This is a genomic window from Streptomyces sp. NPDC020681 (genome assembly GCF_044334895.1).
Classification (GTDB): domain Bacteria; phylum Actinomycetota; class Actinomycetes; order Streptomycetales; family Streptomycetaceae; genus Streptomyces.
Window position 1 is genome coordinate 16,930 of record NZ_JBIRTX010000007.1, and the last position, 22,475, is coordinate 39,404.

Annotated in this window: 16 protein-coding genes and 3 pseudogenes; 3 read left to right on the plus strand and 16 right to left on the minus strand. The window is 69.5% G+C overall.

Annotated elements, in window-relative coordinates:
* Positions 1 to 174 precede the first annotated feature (174 nt).
* A pseudogene (locus ACH4YL_RS18390) lies at positions 175 to 342 on the plus strand (IS5/IS1182 family transposase); the annotation flags it as partial.
* A gap of 369 nt (positions 343 to 711) precedes the next feature.
* On the opposite strand, the gene ACH4YL_RS18395 reads toward ACH4YL_RS18390, so the two are convergent.
* From ACH4YL_RS18395 to ACH4YL_RS18460, 14 genes and pseudogenes are all read right to left on the minus strand, one after another.
* Positions 712 to 915 carry a hypothetical protein gene (locus tag ACH4YL_RS18395; RefSeq protein ID WP_398508399.1) on the minus strand — a complete coding sequence of 68 codons (204 nt, stop codon included), beginning with the start codon at positions 913 to 915 and terminating at the stop codon, positions 712 to 714.
* Positions 916 to 997: 82 nt separating this feature from the next.
* Positions 998 to 1,216: pseudogene (locus ACH4YL_RS18400) on the minus strand (peptide-methionine (R)-S-oxide reductase); the annotation flags it as partial.
* 54 nt (positions 1,217 to 1,270) lie between these two features.
* Entirely contained in the window at positions 1,271 to 2,875 is a 1,605-nt protein-coding gene (locus tag ACH4YL_RS18405) for a penicillin-binding transpeptidase domain-containing protein (protein WP_398508400.1), read from the minus strand.
* A 966-nt stretch (positions 2,876 to 3,841) separates the two neighbouring features.
* Complete coding sequence (locus tag ACH4YL_RS18410) at positions 3,842 to 5,146, minus strand: hypothetical protein (protein WP_398508401.1); 1,305 nt, start codon at positions 5,144 to 5,146, stop codon at positions 3,842 to 3,844.
* Between the two features lie 61 nt (positions 5,147 to 5,207).
* Positions 5,208 to 5,957, minus strand: coding sequence for a nitroreductase family protein (locus ACH4YL_RS18415; protein ID WP_398508402.1), 750 nt, complete (start codon positions 5,955 to 5,957; stop codon positions 5,208 to 5,210).
* Positions 5,958 to 5,966: 9 nt separating this feature from the next.
* Complete coding sequence (locus ACH4YL_RS18420; protein WP_398508403.1) at positions 5,967 to 7,307, minus strand: salicylate synthase; 1,341 nt, start codon at positions 7,305 to 7,307, stop codon at positions 5,967 to 5,969.
* Complete coding sequence (locus ACH4YL_RS18425; RefSeq protein ID WP_398508404.1) at positions 7,307 to 8,923, minus strand: (2,3-dihydroxybenzoyl)adenylate synthase; 1,617 nt, start codon at positions 8,921 to 8,923, stop codon at positions 7,307 to 7,309. The genes ACH4YL_RS18420 and ACH4YL_RS18425 overlap by 1 nt, the downstream gene beginning before the upstream one ends.
* Before the next feature lie 205 nt (positions 8,924 to 9,128).
* Entirely contained in the window at positions 9,129 to 10,481 is a 1,353-nt protein-coding gene (locus tag ACH4YL_RS18430) for a class I SAM-dependent methyltransferase (RefSeq protein ID WP_398508745.1), read from the minus strand.
* A 150-nt stretch (positions 10,482 to 10,631) separates the two neighbouring features.
* Positions 10,632 to 10,894, minus strand: a pseudogene (locus ACH4YL_RS18435) (cell division protein FtsK); the annotation flags it as partial.
* Between the two features lie 183 nt (positions 10,895 to 11,077).
* Positions 11,078 to 12,229, minus strand: a complete 1,152-nt coding sequence (locus ACH4YL_RS18440) for an XdhC family protein (protein ID WP_398508405.1) — start codon at positions 12,227 to 12,229, stop codon at positions 11,078 to 11,080.
* A 32-nt stretch (positions 12,230 to 12,261) separates the two neighbouring features.
* Positions 12,262 to 13,743, minus strand: a complete 1,482-nt coding sequence (locus ACH4YL_RS18445; protein ID WP_398508406.1) for an NCS2 family permease — start codon at positions 13,741 to 13,743, stop codon at positions 12,262 to 12,264.
* A 228-nt stretch (positions 13,744 to 13,971) separates the two neighbouring features.
* Complete coding sequence (locus ACH4YL_RS18450) at positions 13,972 to 16,356, minus strand: xanthine dehydrogenase family protein molybdopterin-binding subunit (RefSeq protein WP_398508407.1); 2,385 nt, start codon at positions 16,354 to 16,356, stop codon at positions 13,972 to 13,974.
* Positions 16,357 to 16,361: 5 nt separating this feature from the next.
* Positions 16,362 to 16,946 (minus strand): (2Fe-2S)-binding protein, encoded by a 585-nt coding sequence (locus ACH4YL_RS18455; protein WP_398508408.1) that lies wholly within the window; start codon positions 16,944 to 16,946, stop codon positions 16,362 to 16,364.
* Positions 16,937 to 17,824 carry an FAD binding domain-containing protein gene (locus ACH4YL_RS18460; RefSeq protein ID WP_398508409.1) on the minus strand — a complete coding sequence of 296 codons (888 nt, stop codon included), beginning with the start codon at positions 17,822 to 17,824 and terminating at the stop codon, positions 16,937 to 16,939. The genes ACH4YL_RS18455 and ACH4YL_RS18460 overlap by 10 nt, the downstream gene beginning before the upstream one ends.
* 278 nt (positions 17,825 to 18,102) lie before the next feature.
* Here ACH4YL_RS18460 and ACH4YL_RS18465 point away from each other — a divergent pair, with 278 nt between their 5' ends.
* Together ACH4YL_RS18465 and ACH4YL_RS18470 are read left to right on the plus strand one after the other, a co-directional pair.
* The gene (locus ACH4YL_RS18465) at positions 18,103 to 19,791 is read left to right on the plus strand and encodes a PucR family transcriptional regulator (RefSeq protein ID WP_398508410.1); all 1,689 of its coding nucleotides are present in this window, start codon (positions 18,103 to 18,105) and stop codon (positions 19,789 to 19,791) included.
* Between the two features lie 184 nt (positions 19,792 to 19,975).
* The gene (locus ACH4YL_RS18470; protein ID WP_398508746.1) at positions 19,976 to 20,785 is read left to right on the plus strand and encodes a hypothetical protein; all 810 of its coding nucleotides are present in this window, start codon (positions 19,976 to 19,978) and stop codon (positions 20,783 to 20,785) included.
* A 253-nt stretch (positions 20,786 to 21,038) separates the two neighbouring features.
* Here ACH4YL_RS18470 and ACH4YL_RS18475 read toward each other — a convergent pair whose 3' ends face one another.
* Together ACH4YL_RS18475 and ACH4YL_RS18480 are read right to left on the minus strand one after the other, a co-directional pair.
* Complete coding sequence (locus ACH4YL_RS18475; RefSeq protein WP_398508411.1) at positions 21,039 to 21,395, minus strand: hypothetical protein; 357 nt, start codon at positions 21,393 to 21,395, stop codon at positions 21,039 to 21,041.
* Between the two features lie 93 nt (positions 21,396 to 21,488).
* A complete protein-coding gene (locus tag ACH4YL_RS18480) occupies positions 21,489 to 22,331 on the minus strand; it encodes a GntR family transcriptional regulator (protein ID WP_398508412.1) in 843 nt (280 codons plus the stop codon).
* Positions 22,332 to 22,475: the final 144 nt, after the last annotated feature.

Genomic DNA, 22,475 nt, shown 5'->3' on the forward strand with positions numbered 1-22,475 from the left:
ACAAGCTCGATCGCGGCCTGGCAGAAGGACGGCATGTTCGACCAGCTCAACGGGCTCCTCCGCCGACTCGCCAGTGGAGGCTAGGGCCGGGACGCCGAACCGAGTGCGCGCGTCCTCGACGGGCAGAGCCTCAAGATCTGGTTGGACACGCCCGGTCTCCTCCTGGCCGTCTGGGTCATCCCGCGGCGCTTGGTCGTCGAGCGGACCCTCGGCTGGCTCATGAACCACCGCCGCCTCGCCCGTGACTACGAGACCCACCCGCACCGCTCCGAAGCCATGATCCGCCTCGCGATGATCGACCTCATAAACCGCAGGCTTACCCGCGAATCAACCCCGACCTGACGGTTACCTAACCTCAGTGGCCTCAGTGGAGCGGGTGGGACATCTGGTGCCGATCAGGCGGGGCGAAGCTCAGCCCGTTCTCGTCGAGAGCGTTGGTCAGAGCTACCTCACGCCAGCTCGAGCAGGCCCAAGCAGCACCTGACCGACCACTCTCAAACGCCCCTGCCGGACGACAAGCTCTTTTGAGCCGGACCCCCGGGGGTGGACGACGGGTCAGTCGTCCGTGAGCCACCTTCCCGACCAGAATGCGGCTACTGCTGGTCAACCGTGCAGCCGAAGTGAACGGGCAGAGCCGGGACCAGGTGCAGGTCACGCTGGCCGTCTTCGCCGACTTCCCGCAGATCATGCTGGTGGTGACCAGCCGAGACTTCAGGGAAAACGCCGGCCGATCACCGTCTTGATCCGCGCCAGCGTCCACCGCTGGTCGTCGCCGGCGTGCGCGGCCGAACCCCTGGCCGACTCCGCCTCCAACTGCGTGAACTGCTTCTGGCCCAGCCTTGGCAGCGACGCCTGCCCATGCAATCGCCGAGCTCGCGGCCCGCCCTCGTTCCAGGCGAGCAGTAAGGGGCGCACGCCCGGACACCTGCGCGACGTCCCGGCGAACGGGCGGCCGCGCCCCAGGGTCTCGCTTAGCGCACGGCAGGCGTCGGACGCGTCAGTTCTCGTCCGACGTCCGCCGCAGCGAGATCTGTTGATGCAGTACCGCTGGCCGGTCGGGGGCGGCTAGCCCTCGCCCTCGAAGACATGCCCGAGGCGCGAACCGCAAGCGCGTACAGCGCACCTCAGTGCGGAGCATGTCATGCGAGCGGTCCTCGATCAGCTCGACCGCGGCCGTGTCCTTCGGGTCGAAGAAGGGCAGCCAGCCTGGACGGGAGCCGTCTTGCCCCGGTGATGGAAGCTCAAGCAAGCGCATGTCGTAGCAGCTTGGTCAACTGCCGGCGCGGAGCACCTGCGCCACGATCGGGCCTGCGGTGTCGCCGCCGTGGCCGCCCTCCTGAGCCACTGCCGCGACCGCCATGTCGCCCCGGTAACCGGTGAACCAGCTGTTGGGCATCGTCTGTCCGTCGACCTCGGCGGAGCCGGTCTTGGCACCGATGTCGGTGCCGAGGCCGGACATGGCCTTGGCGCCGGTGCCATTCAGTGCGGTGCGCTGCATCATCTGGCGCAGCTGGGACGCCGTGGACGCCGACAAGGGCTGGGCGGTGGCCAGTTGGCGGTCGTCCAGGGACTGCGGGACGATGACCGGCTGACGGAAGACGCCTGCCTTGACGGTCGCGGCGACCGACGCCATGTTGAGCGGGTTCATCGTCACGTCGCCCTGGCCGATCATGTTGGCCGCCGTGAAGGGGCCGCCAGAGGCCGGGACCCGGCCGTCGGAGGAGACGATGCCGGTCTTCCAGTCAGCGCCGATGCCGAAGTACTGGCGCGCCTCGTTCGTGAGATCCCCGACCGCCACCTCGTCAGCGAACTTCACAAACGCCGTATTGCACGAGCGGGCGAAGCCATCGATGAGCGTACCGTTCTCGTTCGGGGCCAGACCCGGCAGATTACGGAAGGTCTTACTCTCCGAGACCGCCGTGTCCGGGCAGGTTGCCTCGCCGTCCGCCGTGGCCAGACCCTTGTCGATCAGCATCGCCGCCGAGATGATCTTCATCGTCGAACCGGGAGCCTGCCGCCCCAGGAACGCCGTGTTGAACGCATCATGATTGGCCACCGCGAGGACATCGCCAGTGCTCGGCTGCACAGCCACCACCGAAGAGTTCGGGCCCTTGGCCACAGCCCGCTCGGCTGCCGCCTGCGCGGTGGCGCTGAGCCGGGTGCGCACCACGGCAGGCTTGCCCTCGGCCAGGGTCAGCAGGGTCTCGTCGGCCGCGCCGTCACCGGCCCGCTCGATCCACAGCTCGATACCAGGCTCCCCGCCCAGCCTGCCGATGTACTTCTTGCGCAACTCATCAAGGACCGGCCCGAGCGACGGGTACTTCTCCTCGGTCAGCTCGACACCGTTGCGGTCGACCGCTCTCAGACGCGGCCCATCGGCCGTGCCCGCCTTCAGAACATCGCCCCGCTCCAGCTCCGGATGCAGAACCGACGCCTTCCAGTCCACCAACGGCAGCCCTGTCGTCTGCCCGCGCACCACAGTCAACTCGGACTCATACGCGAGCGGCCTGGACTTGCCCCTGTACGACACCGTCGCCGCGACCTTGAACGGCACCCTGGCACCGACCGCGTCCCCCGGAGTGATCTTCACATCCGAAACATGGGCCTCGCGCGAATATTCGGTGATCGCTGAATGCACGTCCGTCGGGTTGTCCGTGAGCGACGCAGCCTCATAAGCATCCCCTTTCGCCCACGCCGCCAGGAACCCCTCGGCCGTCTCCCGTATTTCCGCCCCACTCGGCGGCCCGGACCGCACAACAGCCGGCCCACCATCCCCCAAATCCCCGCCCAACACACTCCACACACCAAACCCCGCCCCACCCACCATCAGGACAAACACCCCACCGACAATGGACAACCTTGCCGTATCACGCATTCCGCGCACCCTTCCCCTTCGCTTGTTTACGCGCCAACCCAAGAAATGATGAGGTCGACGTGCGTGGCGCAAGGGGCCAACAACCCTTACGTCTTGGGAACGGGACGCGTCGCGTGGTGCACCAACCAGGGCAGAGAGACAGCCGCGACCCCGCACAGGATCGCCCGGTCCCGCCCATCACGCCGGAACGCGCAGCGCCCTGTGAAGACCTCGGTCCTGTGCCCGCGGCGGTAGTTGCGGAGCAACTGGCGTGCACAGAACCAGGTCCGCCTACCTAAGCCTCTCGGAGCCGTGGGCTTTTATGAAGTTCGGTTCTGCGGCCGCCTCGACGCCCGTTGGGGCTTGTGGGGATCGGGGATGCTGGCCCGGTGCGGGCTCGTCTGCGTCCGCCGAGTTGGCGAAGCGGCGAACAGTGTTGCGGTCCAGCCCGAGCCGGCAGGCGATCACGGTGCGCCTCACGACGTACTCGAAGGCCGGGACATTGAGCACCGAGATCGGCCTGGAGATCCGCAAGCCCTCCACCGCGAAGTCCAACGCGGTCCCCTTCTCCATCTCTTGCGGCGGTCTGAGTGGATCGACGTGGCGGCCGCGACCGGAACCACACACACGCTGCGCCAAACCAATAGGACCGAACCTCACTGGGGAGGCCGCCGTCCTGTTCTCCCCAGCCTTCCACCCATGACTCGGCACCTGAACTGGTCATGAATCACTCGGCGTTGGCACACAACCGGAACCCCGTGGGAGAGCCGTTCACTCCTAACCCCTACTCGTGAAGTCACAGCGGGATGGAACAGCGTGAACCAACCTCTCAAGCACGAAGCGGCGGCACCGGCCGTCGGGGTGAGCGCGATCATTCTTCCGGTCGCCCTGGCCACCCCGTCCTCGGCTGACAGTTGGCAACCCATCCAGAAGTGGGGCGACCCGTTCGGCTGTCAGTACAAGGGGAAGCTGATCCGCCGGTGTGGGTCACGAGTCCCAGATGGCTCCATAGGCGGGGATGCCTCGGCGTTCCAGTCCCTCGACCACCTGCCATGTGAAGGTCTTGTTGGAGATGCAGATGACGGCCTCGGCATCGATGGAGCGGTAAGCGGCGTACGCGAGCCTGACGATGTCGGGCTTGCCCTGCCAGGAGGTGTCCCAGACAGTCGCGTCCGGATGTGCGCGGAGGATCTCGTCGACGAACGCGTCTCCGAACGTGGCACGAGGGCTTCGGGCCACCCAGACGAGCCGCGCGGGCACCTCCGCGTTGAGCAGGTGGTACATGCAAGGCCCGATCCCGCTGCCCGTCGCCACGTAGACCACGCCCTTGAACAGGCTCTCGATCCTGGCGACGCCTGCAGTGGGGACGCCCCTCACCCAGACGTGCGAGGGAGCGTCGTCGATGAAGGAGCCGGTCCAGTCACCGGCCCGCGAGACGGCGAGTCGGAAGCCGGACCCGCCGACGGGCGGAAGGTTGGCGAAGGAGTGCCATTCGAAGAGCGGGCTGCGGCTCATCGTCGTGGCCGAGCCGGCCCAGGGGGTCAGGCCGTAGTCGAAATGGACGAGGGCCACGTGCGAGGAAGGCCGTTCCACGGTGACCGGCACTCTGCGCAGGCGCAGCCAGGGCAGAGCGATGCTCACCGTCAGCACCCCGAGCACGCACAGGCTGGGCACGGAGACGTTCAGGGCGGTCTGGATCCATACGAGCACTAGCGCGGTCCAGCCACCGAACCGGTGTGTCCTTTCGAAGAGGTCGTGGAGCCTGGCACGCAGCGGCGGCAGGGCCGTGACCACCATGAAGACCAGAACCACCACCAGGGCGCACGACACGGTGAACGTCCCGGTACCGACGCGCTCGGCATTGTGCGCGAGTACGCCCGTGAGCGCCAGGGACCAGGCCGTGCCCGCGATGGCGCCGCCGATGTGCAGCCCGCCGTAGTGGTAGACCTTCCCGAGCGTCCAACGTACCTTCAGTGGCCAACGCGTGGGGGCGCCGGACGCGATGCGGAACAACAGGTTGATGACGTACTGCTGGCGGATCAGGATGGCTATCGCGAAGTTGGTCAGCGCCGCGTGCGCGAGCGTGTCCGTCGCGATGCCGTCGTGTGTGAGGTTGTGAAGGGCGTACGCGAGGTTCACGACGATCACGAGCGCGACGAGCCGGTTGTGGTGCATCAACCGGCGGTGCTTGAGGAACCGGCGCAACGGTGTGGTGATCGGCGGCAGTTCGGCGTCCTCCTGAATGAGCGTCAGCACGGTCCCTGACGTCTGCTGGGGTCGTGGGCGGGACATCTCAGGGCGTCCTTCTGTCGTCTTGTACGCGGCAGGCCGACGGGCGTGCCGTCCCATGGCTTCACGCCGCCTTTCCCGAGCGGAAAGCTCTCCACCACTTCCGATCGCGACGCCAGGGGCGCCCCCAGGCGTCGGCGTAGGTGACGTCCCGTACCGGGAGCCGATCCCCGGCCGACGTGGACTGGCGGACGGGATAGCCCAGGGGGATGACCGCTGCCGGGACGGCCGAGTCGGGGATGCCCAGAATGTGTCGCAACTGGTCTACGCTGCTTGTCCCGCCGGCCGGAGGGTACGTGATGCCGTCGACCGCGTGAACGGTGGTGAGTGTCGCGCCGAGTCCCACTGCCCTTGCGCTGAGCAACAGGTTTTGGATGGCGGGGTAGATGGACGCGCCGCCGAAGAAGTCGGCCGGGTTGCGCGGGATCGGGAGGAAGCAGGGCACGATCAGCACGGGTGCCTCGGTGAAGTGGTCCGCGAGTCGCTGGGCAGCCTCGATCTGGGCTGCGCTCTCCTCGGACTGCGAGTCGTCGAGCAGGTCCGCATGTGCTGTGTGACGGGTCAAGGTCGCGCGGTACCACCGCGCGACCTCGCCGCGGACCTCCGGTTCGCGCACCACGACGAAGCGCCAGGGCTGGCGGTTCTTGCCCGACCCAGCCTGGACCGCATGGTCCAGTACGAAGTCGATCAACTCAGCTGGTACATCGTCAGATTGGAACCTGCGCACTGATCGTAGGGTGCGCAGGCACTCGGACACGGCCCGTATTTCGTCGGGCTTGAGGGCGGTCGGCCCGAGGGGCAGGGGTTCGCGCATCTCCGCTCCTCAGTCGGCCTTGCTGCCGGCATCGTGGGTGGGCACGAGGAACGGCGCGACGCTGCGCAGCTTTTCGCAGGTCTCTTCGAACTCCCGCCTGGGGTCGGAGCCTGAGGTGACTCCGGCCCCGGCCTGGAGCCAGGTCCGTCCGTTGCGCTGGAAGACCGTCCGCAGTGCGAGCGCGGCGTCCAGGCCGCCGTGGGCGTCGCAGGCGATCACAGCCCCGCCGTATAGGCCACGTTCGCGCTCTTCCAAGCGCCGGATTGTGTCGAGTGCGGCCCGTCTCGGCACACCCGTCGCGGCGGCGGGGGGGAACAGTGCGCACAGCGCCGCCCACGGGTCGACGTGCTCGGCCAACTCCCCCCGCAGCGTGGAGGCCAGATGCTGAACGCTCCCGCGCCGTACGACCTTCATGAACCGGGTGGCCGCGGCCGAGTCGGGCGCGCAGACCTGAGCGAAGTCCGTCAACGCGTCGGCGACGGTGATGGCGTGCTCGTGGACTTCCTTGGCATCTCCCAGCAACTGGTCGCGCAGGGCGTCGGTCGCGTCCTGGTCGCTGCCGGTGGCGCGGGTGCCCGCCAGGACGTGGGTGGTGATGACGCGCCGATCGATCTCGACGACGGTCTCCGGGCTGAAGCCAGCGGCTCGCAGACCCCCCATGGCGAACAGGTAGGACCGGGCCGGGCTGTTGGCCGACCTGCCGGCCTCGTAGGTGGCCGCCAAGTCGATCTCTTTGTCCACCTCGATCCGCCGGGACACAATGACCTTCCGCAGTTCGGTGTCCTGGACCTGGGAGACGGCCCGGCTGACGAGTTCCTGGTAGGCGGCGCCTCCGGCCTGGAGATCGAGAGCCACCTGTCCGGAAGCCGTGGTGTCAGTGGACTCTTCGAGCAGTACCGAGGCGAGCCGGTCCAAGGTGGCGGCATCGGTGGCGCGCAGCAGTGCGTGGCCGGCCTCGTCGAGCCGTACCTCCACCTGCGGGACGGTCAGGCACAGCTGGGGGGTCTCAGAGGGTGTCGTCCCGCCCGCCTCGAACGCGAGCCAACCGTAGGCCCGCCAGTCCGGGACTGAGCTTTCCTCCAGAAGCCTTGCGGCCGCGACCACGTCGGCTGGCCCGCCCGACGATGCCACGGAGTCGCCCGGGGCATGCGCGTCCATGCCGATGCCCCGGGCGTGGAGACCTCGATGGTCCACGGCGATCATCAGCACAGAACCGCCCGCGTAGGTCCAGCGGTCGTCGCGCTCGTACAGCATGTAGTCCGCGAAACCCGCGTGCCGGACCAGCCGCATCGCCGCCGGCATGGGGCCGAGCAGCGGGGTTAGCCAGAGCTCGCGTTCGAGATAATTCATCACCGCTCTACCAGACCGGTCGACGGCCTGATCTGGTGAGGGCCGGCGTCTCTGTCGGCGGTGTTCCGCAACGCCACCTTGTCGATCTTTCCGGTGCCGGTGAGCGGAATTTCGCTGATCAGACGGAGGACTTCCGGGTGCTTGTAGCGTGCGACCCCGAGCCTGGTCAGTGCCGCGCTGAGCCCCTCCACCGTCACGACGGCCCCGACGATCGGCACCACACAGGCACACACCCGTTCACCCATCTCGGTGTCAGCCACGGCGACGACGGCGACCTTGTCGACCTCCGGGAGCTCGTGCAGGAGGTCCTCGATCTCCAGGGCGGAGATCTTCTCGCCGCCTCGGTTGATCACGTCCTTGATCCGCCCCTCGACCACCAGGTTCCCGCTCGGATGAAGCCGTACGAGGTCGCCCGTGCGGAACCAGCCGTCCAAGAACGCCGCCGCGTTGTCCGCGGGGGCACGGTAGTAGCCGCCGAAGATTCCCGGGCCGCGGACCAGGAGCTCGCCTGTTTCACCCGTCGGCACATCCTGGCCGTTCCCGTCGACTATGCGGATTTGGTCGCGCGGGGTGAATGGCCGGCCCTGGGTTGCCTGGACGATCTCCGGATCGTCCGCGAGCCGGGTGAAGTTCAGCATGCCCTCGGACATTCCGTAGACCTGCTGAACCTCGCAGCCGAAGACAGGGCCGACCAGCGCCGCCAGCGCCGCCGAGAGGCGCGCGCCGCCCACCTGGAGCACCCGCAGGCTGGAGAGGTCCCACTGCTCCGGGTTGTACTCCTGCAGCCAGCGGCGGACCACTGTCGGCACGGCGGCGGTCACGGTAACGCGGTGCCGCCGCACCGCCTCGAAGACCAGATCGGGCCGGGGCGAGGGAACCACCACGCATCGGCCTCCCGTGATCAGGGCACCCAACAGGCCCGGGCAGCCGAGGGGGAAGGTGTGCGCCAACGGAAGTGCTGCGAGGTAGGCCGCGTCCGAGTCGAGACCGGCAAGCTCGGCGCTGTGCCGCACGTCGTAGAGGTAGTCCCGATGCGTACGAGGGACGACCTTCGGGCTGCCCGTGGTGCCACTGGACATCAGGAACATCGCCGTCTGCCCCGGGTCCGCTGCCTCGGGCAGGTCCGTGAGGTCACCGGCCAAAAGGGTGTGGACGTCGTGGTCGTCGTCCGCGTCACCGCCGACGACGAAGACGTGCTGGATCGTCGGGGCCTCGTGCTGGACCTGGTGGGCAAGTTCCACGTGGTCGAACCCGGTGGCTTCGCCGTCGACGATCAGCGCGCCGGCACCTATGTGCCCGCTGATCCGGGTCAACTCGTGTCGGCGATGCGTCGGCAGCACCAGAGCCGGGACGACGCCGGCCTTCATACAGCCCAACAGAACCGGGACGAACTCCCACCGGTTTGGCAACTGCAGGACGACTCGGTCGCCGGCGCGCAGCCCCGCCCGTACCAGCCCGCTCGCGAACGCGGTGGACAGGCGAATCAGTTCGGAGTACGTCACTTCGGTCGCCTCGGCGGCGACGGCGACGCGGTTGCCGTGGTGGAGCGCCACCTGCTCAATGGCCTGAGAGATGGTCGGCTCGGAACGTGGTCGGATGAGTTTCAGCTCGCCCATGTTTTTCACTGCTACCCGCCCTATCTTGCGTGAACTGGAGTCCGCGGATCAACTACCCGATGAGGTAGGCGGAATGAAACCAACGCGAAGCCTCAGCCTCAATGCCTCAGCCTCGTTACCGAATGCGTGAAATACACGCCCACCCGTACGACGCGAGCTGAGGCACACCCGGCGCACCCGAGTCGCACACCGAGCCGACACCGCGTCAGGCGAGCAGCGAGGCCGAGGTCGCCAGGAAATCTCTGCGCAACGGCATGCCGGACCGGCCGTCACCGCCGGTCCTGACCGCCAGCACCTGGTTGACGCCCATCGTGTTGTTCTCGAACCCGACCGCGGAGGCCGCCATATACAGGCGCCACACCCGCGCTCGCCCGGGCGAGGTCAGCTTGACCGCCTCGTCCCAGCGTGCTTCGAGATTGGTCACCCACGCACGTAGCGTGAGGGCATAGTGCTCTCGCAGGGACTCGACGTCGCGTACCTCGAAGCCCGCTTCCTCCAGCAGCGACACGGTGGAGCCGACAGGAGCCAGCTCCCCGTCGGGGAAGACATACCGGTCGATGAAGGGGTCCATGCGGTATTCCTTCTCGTCCTGCACAGGGCGCCGCGCTATCTGGTGGTTGAGCAAGCGCCCGCCGGGCTTGAGCAGTTGGTGCAGGACGTCCGCGTACGCGCGGTACCGCTTCCTGCCCACATGCTCGGCCATACCGATCGAGGAGATCGCGTCGAAGGGGGAGTCGTCGATCTGCCGGTAGTCCTGCACCCTGATCTCCACCAGGTGCTCAAGTCCCGCCGCGGCGACCCGCTCGCGAGCCAATGCCGCCTGCTCGTCGGAGATGGTGACCCCTACAACCCGCACGCCGTAGTGCTCGGCCGCGTACATGGCCAGCGATCCCCACCCGCAGCCCACATCCAGCAGCCGCTGCCCCTCGCGCAGGGCGAGCTTGCGGCAGACCAGGTCCAGTTTGGCCTCCTGGGCCTGCTCCAGAGTGCCGCCAGAGTCGCCGAAGGACGGTTCTCCCTCCCAGTAGGCACAGGAGTAGACGAGGGAGGGGCCCAGCACCAGGCGGTAGAAGTCGTTGCCGACGTCGTAGTGGTGACTGATGGCCGCCTTGTCACGGCGCAGGCTGTGTGCAGGACCGCGGCGGCGCACCACCTCTTCGGCGGGTGGTGCGGGCGGGAGCCCGCTCCCCGCGAGGGCGAGCGTCCGGCTCACCGTACGTACGCTGTCGGACGTGGTCAGCACGCTCAGCGCTCTGCCGAGCGCCGCCGTGCGGGTGCCGGGCCCGTCCCGTTCCCACAGCAGCGTCGAGATCCGCGCCAGCAACTCGTACAGGTCACCGTCGACTTCGAGGTCTCCGGCCACCCAGGCGCGGGCGAGCCCCAGCTCTCCAGGCCGCCACAGAAGTCGCCGCAAGGCGTCGCGGTCACGCAGGACGAAGGTCGGCCCGTCCTCCGGGCCGGCCGTGCTGCCGTCCCAGAGCCGGATCCCCACGGGCAGGGGGACACCCAGCACCTGTTCGCTGAAGCGGGACAGAACTGCTGCGGCTGCCTCGGCCATCGGACGCCTCTCTCGGTGCAAGACAGGGCGGGCTCGCCCGTCCGGCACTACGACTGGGCCCTGACAAAGGTTCACCCCGGCGGCGCTACAACTTGCTCGGGTCGTGGAAGTTGCCCGGCCCGCGCTGGTAGTCGCGTCCTCGGCAGGGTCGCCGACATAGTCCGGGCTCCGGAGGTTGATCGGGTTGGCGTCGTCCCAGTTGCGGATGTCCTCCCCCAGCGCAGCCACCGCAGCTTCAGCGGTCTTCTGCGCGAAGGACCGACCGACCAGGCAAAGTAGGTGTGGACCTCGTCGATGATGACCACCGTCAACGGCCAGGCTGCGGACGGGCCGACATCCCACATGCTCTTGACGCCCAGCACGGCACGGATTGAGGAGGAACGCGCCCGCCGCAGGTCCACCAGACGGTTGAACCGCTTTGTTGATGGTCTGTTCGGCTTCCCAGCCCGCACTCATGCCCACCGGCCAGGCTCCAGGTTCGGCTCGCACATGAGCCGGCGGGCCAGCTCCAGGCCAACGGCGATCCCCCAGCGGCCCCGAGTACACGACCAGTAGTCAGCCCCTACGACACCACGAGTTCCGGTTTTCGTGCCGGGCTATGCGACCTCGCCGATCGTGCCCGCCGTGCGCCGGAGGCCGTCGTGGTGGATCGGGGTGTGCGCTCCCGTCAGGGAGACCCCGCTGCCGCCGCGGCGGTTCGCGACGATCTCCGCCGCGATCGACAGCGCCGTCTCCTCCGGCGTACGCGCGCCGAGGTCCAGGCCGATCGGGGAGCGAAGCCGCGCGAGCTCCAGCTCCGTCACGCCCACATCCCGCAGGCGCCGGTTGCGGTCTTCGTGCGTGCGGCGGGAGCCCATCGCGCCCACGTATGCGACGGGGAGTTTGAGTGCCAGTTCCAGCAACGGGACGTCGAACTTGGCGTCGTGGGTGAGGACGCACAGGACCGTGCGACCGTCCAGCTCCGCGGCCGTCGACTCCAGATAGCGGTGCGGCCAGTCGACGACGATCTCGTCCGCGTCTGGAAAGCGGGCCGCCGTCGCGAAGACGGGGCGCGCGTCGCACACGGTCACATGGTGGCCGAGGAACTTGCCCACCCGGACCAGCGCCGAGGCGAAGTCGATCGCGCCGAAGACGATCATCCGCGGGGCGGGGACGGACGATTCGACCAGCAAGGTCAGCGGCTGCCCGCAGCGCGAGCCGTCCTCGCCGATCAGGACTGTGGCCGTGCGGCCCGCCTCCAGCAGGGCAAAGGCCTCGGCCGCCGCCGTGCGGTCAAGTTCGGGATGGCCGCCGAGCGAGCCCTCGTACGAGCTGTCGGGCCGGACCAGCAGAGCGCGGCCCATGAGCGCCGAAGGGCCGTCCACGACACGGGCGAGTGCCGCCGACTCCCCGGCCGCCGCGGCCGAGAGCGCCGCGGGGAGGACGCCGCCACGTACCGGCCGTACCGGCGTCACCAGGATGTCGATGATTCCGCCGCAGGTCAGGCCCACCGCGAACGCGTCTTCGTCGCTGTAGCCGAACCGCTCGAGGACGGTGGTCCCGTCCTCGAGCGCTTGTCGGCACAGCTCGTACACCGCGCCTTCCACACACCCTCCGGAGACCGACCCGATCGCCGTGCCCTCGCTGTCCACGGCGAGTGCCGCGCCCGGCTGCCGGGGCGCGCTGCCGCCGACCGCCACCACGGTGGCGACGGCGAACTCACGGCCCTGCTCGACCCACCGGTTCAGCTCATCGGCGATGTCCAGCATGTCGGTCTCCTCAAGAGTGTGTAAGGGAGGGGCTAGTTGACGCCCAGCCAGCCCTCGATCGGATGCAGCGCGAAGTAGGCCAGGAAGACCACGGACAGAACCCACATCAGCCACCCGATCTCACGCACCCTGCCCTGCACGGCCTTGATCAGGACGTGGGCGATGACGCCCGCCGCGATGCCCGCGGTGATCGAGTACGTGAACGGCATCAGCACGGTGGTCAGGAAGACCGGGATCGCGGTCGCCTGGTCGTTCCAGTCGATGTGCTTGGCGTTCGACAGCATCATCGAGCCGATGACGACCAGCGCCGCCGCGGCCACCTGAGTGGGAATGATCTGGGCGAGCGGCGTGAAGAACAGGCACAGCGTGAAGGCAAGACCCGTGATCACGCTCGCGAAACCGGTGCGCGCGCCGTCGCCGACGCCCGCCGTGGACTCGACGAACACGGTCTGGCCGGACGCGCCGGCGAGGCCGCCCATCGCGCCGCCCGCGCCGTCGATCGCCAGTGCCTTGTTGAGGCCCGGCATCCGGCCCTTGTCGTCGGCGAGGTTGGCCTGTTGGCCGATGCCGATGATGGTGCCCATGGCGTCGAAGAAGCCGGCCAGCACCAGAGTGAAGACGATGACGCCGACGGTGATGCCACCGACGCTGCCGATGCCGTTGAAGGACACGCTGCCGAAGAGGCCGAAGTCCGGTGTGCTCACGATGGAGCCGGTGATCTCGGGCGCGTTCAGCCCGCCCCAGGCCTTCTTGTCGAGCCCGGCGAACTGGTGGACCAGCGCCGCGAAGACCGTGCCGCCGACGATGCCGATGAGGATCGCGCCGGGGACCTTGCGGACCTGGAGCAGGAAGATCAGCACGACGGTGAAGGCGAAGCAGAGGACCGGCCAGCCGGTGAGCATGTCGCTCGTGCCGAGCTGGATCGGCTTGGCTCCGGCGAGCCCGCCGGGGCCGGGCATCGAGGTGACGAAGCCCGCCTGGACGAGGCCGATGAGGCAGACGAACAGGCCGATTCCCATGGTGATGGCGTGCTTGAGCGCCAGTGGGATCGCGTTCATGATCAGTTCGCGTAGACCGGTGACGACGAGCAGCACGATCACCAGACCGTAGATGACGCACATGCCCATCGCGTTTTCCCAGGTCATCTCGGGCGCGACCTGGAATGCCATAACGGCGGAGACGCTGAGTCCCGCCGCGAGGGCGAGCGGCACATTGCCGATGAAGCCCATCACGATGGTGGTGGCTGCCGCGGCGAAGACCGTCGCGGTGGTCAGCTGATCACCGTCGAGCTTGTGGCCTGTCGCATCAGGCACCGACAGGATCACCGGGTTGAGAAGGATGATGTACGCCATCGCCATGAAGGTGGTGATGCCGCCACGGACTTCCCGGCCGATGGTCGACCCTCGCTGGGTTATGTGGAAATACCGGTCGAGCCAGGACCTTCCGGCGGGCTGGCGCGTTCCCGCGCCGGCGTCCTCCGCCGTGGTCTTTGGCTCCAGGGACTGCTGGGTCATGGTGCCTACTCCCAAGGTTCACAGGGGCACCCGCTTGGAGACTGAAGCTGCGGGATTTGGGATGACTGCGTTGGCTGCACGACCCGGGGGACGGCCCGAGACGAACTAACAATCGGGGCAAATCAGTTGAGCTGGAGCGCCGCGAGCGGTGCGGTGCTCCGTGCTCCGGGCGGTACGCCGTGGAAGTGTGACGTTCCCTGCGCCGTACCGCCCGGAGGGTTCATGGGGTCAGGTGCCGGTGATGTGCTCGGGGCGTACCGGCGTCCTGTTGAGCTCCAGCCCGGTCGCGTTCCGGATCGCCGCGAGGACGGCCGGGGTCGACGACAGGGTCGGGGCCTCGCCTACGCCACGGAGCCCGTACGGGGCGTGGTCGTCGGCCAGTTCGAGCACGTCGACGGGGATGGTCGGCGTGTCGAGGATGGTGGGGATCAGGTAGTCCGTGAAGGAGGGGTTGCGCACCTTCGCGGTCTTGGGGTCGACGATGATCTCCTCCATGACCGCCACGCCCAGGCCCTGGGTGGTGCCACCCTGGATCTGGCCGACGACGGAGAGCGGGTTGAGCGCCTTGCCGACGTCCTGCGCGCAGGCCAGCTCGATCACCTTGACCAGGCCGAGCTCGGTGTCCACCTCGACGACCGCGCGGTGTGCGGCGAACGAGTACTGGACGTGACCGTTGCCCTGACCCGTACGCAGGTCGAACGCCTCGGTCGGACGGTGCCGCCACTCGAGCTCGACGTCGATCGCCTCGTCCTCCAGGACGTCGACCAGGTCGGCAAGGACCTCGCCCCCGTCCGTGACGACCTTTCCGCCTTCGAGCAGCAGCTCCGCGGTGGCCCATGCGGGGTGGTATGAGCCGAACTTGCGGCGGCCGATCTCCAGGACCTTCTCGCGGACGGCCTCGCAGGAGTTCTTGACCGCGCCGCCGGTGACGTATGTCTGGCGGGATGCGGAGGTGGAGCCGGCGGAGCCGACCTGGGTGTCGGCCGGGTGGATGGTCACCTGCGTGACACCGAGCTCCGTACGGGCGATCTGGGCGTGGACGGTGACGCCACCCTGGCCGACCTCGGCCATCGCGGTGTGTACGGTCGCGACCGGCTCACCGCCCACGACCTCCATCCGCACGCGGGCGGTGGAGTAGTCGTCGAAGCCCTCGGAGAAGCCGACGTTCTTGATGCCGACCGCGTAGCCCACACCGCGTACGACGCCTTCGCCGTGTGTGGTGTTGGAGAGTCCGCCGGGCAGTTCGCGGACGTCCGCGGCGCCGGCGGCGATCTCCCACTGGCGCTCCGGCGGAAGCGGCCTGGCCTTGACGCGGCGCAGCAGCTCGGCGACCGGGGCGGGCGAGTCGACCGGCTGTCCGGTCGGCAGGAGCGTGCCCTGTTCCATGGCGTTGAGCCGGCGGAACTCCACCGGGTCCAGGCCCAGTTTGGCCGCGAGCTTGTCCATCTGCGCCTCGTACGCGAAGCATGCCTGGACCGCGCCGAAGCCGCGCATCGCGCCGCAGGGCGGGTTGTTGGAGTAGAGCGCGAGCGCTTCGATGTCGACGTCGTCGACGACGTACGGGCCGACGCTCAGCGAAGCGGCGTTGCCGACGACCGCCGGGGACGCGGAGGCGTACGCGCCGCCGTCCAGGACGATCTTGCACTTCATGTGCGTGAGCTTGCCGTCCTTGGTGGCGCCGTGCTCGTAGTAGAGCTTCGCCGGGTGCCGGTGGACGTGTCCGAAGAAGGACTCGAAGCGGTTGTAGACGATCTTGACCGGCTTGCCGGTGCGCAGGGCCAGCAGGCAGGCGTGGATCTGCATCGACAGGTCCTCGCGGCCGCCGAACGCGCCGCCGACGCCGGAGAGCGTCATCCGCACCTTCTCCTCGGGCAGGCCGAGGACCGGGGCGATCTGGCGGAGGTCGGAGTGCAGCCACTGGGTGGCGACGTACAGCTCGACGCCGCCGTCCTCGGACGGGACCGCGAGGCCGGACTCCGGGCCGAGGAAGGCCTGGTCCTGCATGCCGAAGGTGTACTCGCCCTTGACGATGACATCGGCGCGCTTGGCGGCCTCGTCGGCGTTGCCGCGGACGATGGGCTGGCGGTGCACGATGTTCGGGTGCGGGACATGGCCGATGTGGTGGTCGTCGCGGCCCTCGTGGACCAGGATCGCGTCCGGTGCTGTCGCCGATGCCTCGTCGGTGATCAGCGGCAGCTCGGCGTAGTCGATCTTGATCTTTGCGGCGGCGCGGCGCGCGGTCTCCGGGTGGTCGGCGGCGACGATGGCCACCGGCTCGCCGTGGTGGCGGACCTTGCCGTGGGCGAGAACCGGTGTGTCCTGGATCTCCAGGCCGTAGTTCTTCACGTCGGTGGGCAGGTCGTCGTAGGTCATCACCGCGTAGACGCCGGACATCGCGAGCGCCTCGGAGACGTCGATCGACCGGATCTCGGCATGCGCGACGGTGGAGCGCAGCGTGTGGCCCCAGAGCATGTCCTCGTGCCACATGTCGGAGGAGTACGCGAACTCTCCGGTGACCTTGAGCGTGCCGTCGGGACGCAGCGTGGACTCGCCGATGCCGCCCTTGGTCTGTGAACCCTGGGTGAGGTTCGTGGGGGTTCCTGTGGTGGCCATGGCTGTCAGACCGCCTCTTCCTGACGGGCGGCCGCAAGGCGGACCGCGTCGAGGATCTTCTCGTAGCCGGTGCAGCGGCAGAGGTTGCCGGAGAGCGCCTCGCGGATGTCCGCGTCGGACGGCTCGGAGTTGCGCTCGAGCAGTTCGTCGGCGGCGACGAGCAGGCCCGGGGTGCAGAAGCCGCACTGGACCGCGCCGGCGTCGATGAACGCCTGCTGGATGGGGGCGAGTTCGCCGCCCTCGCCGGTATGCGAGTCGCTCCCCTTGGCTGACCACTGCTGGGCGTCCTGGAGAGTGGTGCCGCAGGCGCCCGTGGCGCAACTGCCGTGCTCGGAGCGCTGCTTGGCGAAGTCGGCGAGGCCCTCGACCGTCACGACCTCGCGGCCCTCGACCTGGCCGGCGGCGACGAGACAGGAGCAGACCGGCACGCCGTCGAGGCGGACCGTGCAGGAACCGCACTCGCCCTGCTCGCACGCGTTCTTGGAGCCCGGGAGGCCCATGCGCTCGCGCAGCACGTAGAGAAGGCTCTCGCCCTCCCACACGTCGTCGGCTTCCTGCGGACGACCGTTGACCGTGAAGTTCACGCGCACTGTGCGCTCCTCTCATTGCCGCGGAAGGCTTCCCAGGTCCAGCCGAGAGTCCGGCGGGCCATGATGCCGACCGCGTGGCGGCGGTAGCTCGCGGTGCCGCGCACGTCGTCGATCGGGTTGCAGCCGCCGGATGCGAGCTCCGCGAACTGCTTGGCGATCGACGGGGTGATGATCTTCTTGCTGTCCCAGAATCCGCCCTCTTCGAGCGCGGCGTTCAGGAACTCCTCGGCGGCCTTCGCCCGGACCGGGGTCGGGGCGGCGGAGCCGATGCCGGTGCGCACCGTGCGGGTCTCGGGGTGCAGGGCCAGGCCGAAGGCGCAGACCGCGATCACCATCGCGTTGCGGGTGCCGACCTTCGAGTACTGCTGCGGCCCGTCGGCCTTGTCGATGTGCACGGCCCGGATGAGCTCGTCGGCGGCGAGCGCGTTGCGCTTCACGCCGGTGAAGAACTCGTCGATCGGGATGAGGCGGCTGCCGCGTACCGACTCGACCTCGACCTCGGCGCCCGCGGCGAGCAGCGCCGGGTGGGCGTCGCCGGCCGGGGACGCGGTGCCGAGGTTGCCGCCGACGCCGCCACGGTTGCGGATCTGCGGTGAGGCCACGGTGTGCGAGGCGAGCGCCAGGCCCGGCAGCTCGGCCCGCAGGTGCTCCATGATCTGGCTGTACGGAACGGAGGCGCCCAGTTGGACGGTGTCCTGGCCGACCTCCCACTCGCTCAGCTCACCGATGCGGTTCAGGTCCAGGAGATACTCGGGCCGGCGGTGGTCGAAGTTGATCTCGACCATCACATCGGTGCCACCCGCAATGGGTACAGCGGTGGGGTGCTCGGCCTTGGCGGCGAGCGCCTCCTCCCAGCTGGCGGGGCGAAGGAAGTCCATGAGTGGCTCTCTTCTTCTTCATCGGGGTCGTTCGTCGCAAGCGGGCCCGGACGGTCGGCCCTCGACTGCTTATTCATGTGCTGTTAACGCGGTATGGCATCAGTACACCGGGGCTTACTCCATGGGGTGCAGTCACCGAAACCATGAAGGAGTTGGCTGGTCGCCTGTCTCGTCTTGTAGATTCGAACGAAAGGCGAGGCTCGGTAACCTCACCGTTTTCCCCTGGAAACCGTGGCCAGAGGCCACCGGCAACAACGAGACAGATCGGCGGCGACGAGATGCGGCTGCGCGGACTTCTGGAGACCGATGCGCTGGGGCTGCGCCTGCTCGGCGGCGAGGACGAGCTGGAGCGCGGCGTACGTGGCGTGATGACGACCGACCTGCGGGACCCCAGCCGCTATCTGTCCGGCGGCGAGCTGGTGCTGACCGGTCTCGCCTGGCGGCACACGGCCGAGGACTCCGAGCCGTTCGTCCGGATCCTGGCGGGTGCCGGGGTGGCCGGTCTGGCGGCCGGCGAGGCCGAGCTCGGTGATGTCCCCGACGATCTGGTCGAGGCGTGTTCACGCCACCGACTGCCGTTGTTTGCAGTCAATGAGTCCGTTGCGTTTGCGACGATCACAGAATACGTCGTACGCCAGGTCTCCGGTGAGCGAGCCGGTGATCTTGCCGCAGTCGTCGACAGACACAGACGGCTGATGACATCGGGCCCGGCGGGCGGCGGACCGGAGGTCGTGCTCGATCTGCTCGGCTCCGACCTGGACCTTCGCGCCTGGGTGCTCTCTCCGACCGGGCGGCAGATCGCGGGCGCCGGCGAACCCCTGACCGCCGCGGTGGGCGCCGCGCTGGCGGGCGAGCATCTGGCCGCCACGCGCACCGGACGGCGCGGCCCGCACCGCGCGACGGCCGGCGGAGCGACGTACTCACTCTTCCCTATCCGTAACACCGGCCGTGGAGCCGCCCCCGCGTCCCGCGATGTGCGCGAGACGGTCCTGTCGGACTGGCTGCTCGCGGTCGAGGCCGACGCGGGCGACTGGCCCGCCGCCCGGCTCGACCTGCTGCAAGGCGTGACCCAGCTGATCGCCGTCGAACGGGACCGGCGGGAGGCGGCCCGTACGGTCCGCAGACGGCTCGCCCAGGAGGTCCTGGAGCTCGTCCAGGCGGGTGCCGCGCCCGCCGAGATCGCGGCGCGGCTGCGGGTCGCCGCCCCGGTGCTGCTGCCGGGGCTCGGGACCGCGCCGCACTGGCAGGTCGTGGTGGCGCGCGTGGACTGGAGCCAGGAGGGCGGGACCGACATCGAGGCCGGACCGGTCGCTCAGGCGCTGCTCGAGGAGATCCTGGTCGACCCGGCGGCGGCCGGTGCGGAGTCCGCCGACCGGATCGCCGTGGCCCATACGGGTGACGAGGCGATCGCGCTGATGCCGCTGCCCGCACTGCCTGACCCTGACGCGCCCGAGGCGCAGTCCACGGAGGAGGGGCTGCACGCGGACGAGCTGCTGAAGACCGTACGCGACCCGCTGTCGGCCGGTCTGGCGGACGACGGACGCCTCACGCTGGGCGTCAGCGCGGCCGTGAGCTCCGCCGAGGGGCTGCGTGGCGCGCTGGAGGAGGCCAGGCACGCCCGCCGGGTGGCGGCCGCCCGGCCCGGCCGCGTGTGCGCGGCGGGCCACCACGAGCTGGCGTCGCACGTGCTGCTGCTGCCGTTCGTGCCGGACGACGTCCGCAGGGCGTTCACCGCCCGGCTGCTCGACCCGCTGCGGGACTACGACCGCAGGCACCGCGCGGAGCTGATCCCGACGCTGGAAGCGTTCCTGGACTGCGACGGCTCCTGGACGCGATGCGCGGCGCGGCTGCATCTGCATGTCAACACGCTGCGCTACCGGGTCGGCCGGATCGAGCAGTTGACGAGCCGTGACCTGTCGCGCCTGGAGGACAAGCTGGACTTCTTCCTGGCGCTCCGGATGAGCTGATCGACAAGCCGCGGGACGACCCGGAGGACGACCCGGATACGGATCAGGGCCGAGGGATTGTGAATTCATTCACCTGACCCCTTGGCCAGGCATGCCTATCCATGCTGAGATGCGACCCATCAGCAGCTCGATCTCTCAACAGCTCAATGGCGTGCTCGGGGAGGGCAATGTGGCGCATACCGCCATGTCTGGTTCCGGAACCACTGCAGGTGACGATCCCCTCCAGACCGCGGTATGGCGGCTGCGGTCACGCGGCTGTTGGACCGACGCGGCAGCCCTGATCGCACCCCACGCGGCCGATCCCGCCGCGGCGCTGGAGCGGGCCGGACTCCTCGTCGAGCGCTGCCTGTTCACCGCCGAGGGCTGGGCGGACGCCGAGGACGCGCTGCGTACGGCGGAGGCCGTGGCCCGGAACGACGAGGAGCGCGGCGGAGCGGCCTGCGAACGCGGCAGGCTGGCGTATGCCGCGACCCGACTCGGCGTACGCGACCGGGCGGACGAGGCCCGCTCGGCGCTCGGCCGGGCGGCCGCGCTGCTCGCTCCGGCCTCTCCGGGACGGCCGTTGCTCGACTTCCGGCGCGGCCTGGTCGCCGAGCACATCGCCGACTCGCCCCAGGCAGCACTTGCCGCGTACCGCCGCGCACACGAGGGCGCGGCGGCGCAGGGCGACACGCTGCTGCTCTCCTTCACCTGGCTCCACCAGGCCGGACTCGCCCTGCGCGACGGCGAGTTGGCGGAGGCGCGGCACGGCTTCTCCGAGTCGCTGCGGATCCGCGAGGAGCTCGGTTATCTGATCGGTACGGCGCCCGCGCTGGCCGCGCTCGCCGACTGCGAGCCGGAGCCGGAGGCGGGGCGGCTGCGCGCGGAGGCCGGCCGGCTGTTCCGGCTGCTGGGCGGCGTACCGGTGTGGCTGGCGGGCCAACTGGCCACGACGGTCCCGGGACAGGCCTCGTCGCGGACGGGGCCCTCGGCGCAGCCGAAGCCTGCCGCGTAGGCCGCGGTCGCGCGAGGACGGGATCACGACAGGCTGTGGATGGGCTGCCACATCCGGTCGGGCGCCGACCGGACGCGCAGGCGCTGACCGAGCCGCGCCAGGACCCGTCGAGCGCGGCTGCCAGGGCTTGACGTTGCGTCAGGGACAACCCGGACCTTGACCCGCCGGACGCGGCGGGCCCTCGGCGCAGCCGGAGCCTGCCGCGCGACCGACGCGTGCGCGCGGGACAGCGCGTGAGAAAACCGACCGTCGGTCAGGAGAGCCAGGACAGCGCGCGGTCCGGGTTCAGCACGACCAGCACGACCGCGACCGCCAGGACGACCCAGACAAGGCCCCGGATCCGGCTCCGCCGTTTCCCCGCCCGCTGCTGACCGGACCAGCTCCGCCAGGCCTCGGGCTCGGCCCGTACGGGCTCCCTGCGCCACCGGCGTCCGACCCGGCCGCCGCGCCGCGCGGCCTGTTCGTCCGCCTGCCGCAGCCGCTCGGTCACCATCCGCGCCCGTGCGGAGGGCTCCTTCGGCGCGGAGAGCCGCGCGGGCCCCTCGCTCTCGAGCTGGAACTTCTCCCACGCCTCGTCGGGTATGGGCGACTCGGAGTGCTCGGCTGACATCAATGACCCCCCGTGCGTACGGACTTGGGCACGGCGCGAGACCGCCCGACCCCACAGATTAGTGGAGCCCAGGCCAAAGGTCAGCTCTCGGTGTCAGCTGTCCGAGCCGGTGAAGTGCTCCCGCACCAGCGACTGCACGACCGGCAGATCCTGCGCGATCAGCGCCTCCAGCAGGGCCGTGTGTTCCGCCGCGTCCGCCACCAGGTCCGCGCGGCGGAACACCGGAGCGGTCGTCAGCGGCCACTGGGAGCGGCGGTGGAGGTCGTCCGCGACCATCACCAGCTGGTCGTTGCCTCCGAGGGAGAGCATCGCGCGGTGGAAGGCACGGTCGGTCTCCGCGTACTCGGCGCGGTCGCCGGTGGCGGCGGCCTTCGCCGTCGCCTCGGCCAGCGGGTGCAGTTCGGCCCAGCGCGCCGCGGGCACCGTGCGGGCCAGCCGGAGCATGACCGGGACCTCGATCAGGGCGCGGACCTCGGCCAGTTCGGCGAGTTCGCGTGCGGTGCGGACCGTGACGCGGAAGCCGCGGTTGGGCACGACCTCGACCGCGCCCTCGGTCGCCAGCTGCTGCATCGCCTCGCGCACGGGAGTCGCCGACACGCCGAAACGGTCGCCGAGCACGGGCGCGGAGTAGACCTCGCCGGGGAGCAGTTCGCCGTCGACGAGCGCGCTGCGCAGGGCTTCGAGGATCTGGCCGCGGACGGAGTGGCGCTGGACGGAGCGGGAGGCGGCGCCCGGTGCGAGCGGCTCGCTGTGGGTGTGTTCACCGCGGGCCTGCTCCGGGACGCGCGGGCGGGCGGACTCGGCGGCCGGAACGTCGACCGGACCCGCTTGTCCTGGGATGCGCGCGGACTGAGCGGACTGCGCCGACTGTCCGGGGATGTGCGTGGACGCGTGCGGGCGCGGCGTCCCGGCGTCGCGCGCTCGGGCCTGCTCCACTCGGGTCCTCCTCCGGCCGGCTCCCGGGCCCGGCTGGCATGCCCTGGCCCCCGTGCACCATAAGCGACGGAACCGGTTTCGGAGGGTCTGGAGGATGTCCCCCCAGACTGCACGATAAACATCGATCGCATCGGGTAAGGTAAG

Bases quoted from the DNA above. Each gene is read 5' to 3' on its own strand.
- ACH4YL_RS18410 (WP_398508401.1), bottom strand. From the start codon at position 5,146: ATGTCCCGCCCACGACCCCAGCAGACGTCAGGGACCGTGCTGACGCTC.
- ACH4YL_RS18420 (WP_398508403.1), bottom strand. From the start codon at position 7,307: ATGAATTATCTCGAACGCGAGCTCTGGCTAACCCCGCTGCTCGGCCCC.
- ACH4YL_RS18430 (WP_398508745.1), bottom strand. From the start codon at position 10,481: ATGGCCGAGGCAGCCGCAGCAGTTCTGTCCCGCTTCAGCGAACAGGTG.
- ACH4YL_RS18445 (WP_398508406.1), bottom strand. From the start codon at position 13,743: ATGACCCAGCAGTCCCTGGAGCCAAAGACCACGGCGGAGGACGCCGGC.
- ACH4YL_RS18450 (WP_398508407.1), bottom strand. From the start codon at position 16,356: ATGGCCACCACAGGAACCCCCACGAACCTCACCCAGGGTTCACAGACC.
- ACH4YL_RS18425 (WP_398508404.1), bottom strand. From the start codon at position 8,923: ATGGGCGAGCTGAAACTCATCCGACCACGTTCCGAGCCGACCATCTCT.
- ACH4YL_RS18475 (WP_398508411.1), bottom strand. From the start codon at position 21,395: ATGTCAGCCGAGCACTCCGAGTCGCCCATACCCGACGAGGCGTGGGAG.
- ACH4YL_RS18460 (WP_398508409.1), bottom strand. From the start codon at position 17,824: ATGGACTTCCTTCGCCCCGCCAGCTGGGAGGAGGCGCTCGCCGCCAAG.
- ACH4YL_RS18465 (WP_398508410.1), top strand. From the start codon at position 18,103: ATGCGGCTGCGCGGACTTCTGGAGACCGATGCGCTGGGGCTGCGCCTG.
- ACH4YL_RS18405 (WP_398508400.1), bottom strand. From the start codon at position 2,875: ATGCGTGATACGGCAAGGTTGTCCATTGTCGGTGGGGTGTTTGTCCTG.
- ACH4YL_RS18470 (WP_398508746.1), top strand. From the start codon at position 19,976: ATGTCTGGTTCCGGAACCACTGCAGGTGACGATCCCCTCCAGACCGCG.
- ACH4YL_RS18415 (WP_398508402.1), bottom strand. From the start codon at position 5,957: ATGCGCGAACCCCTGCCCCTCGGGCCGACCGCCCTCAAGCCCGACGAA.
- ACH4YL_RS18440 (WP_398508405.1), bottom strand. From the start codon at position 12,229: ATGCTGGACATCGCCGATGAGCTGAACCGGTGGGTCGAGCAGGGCCGT.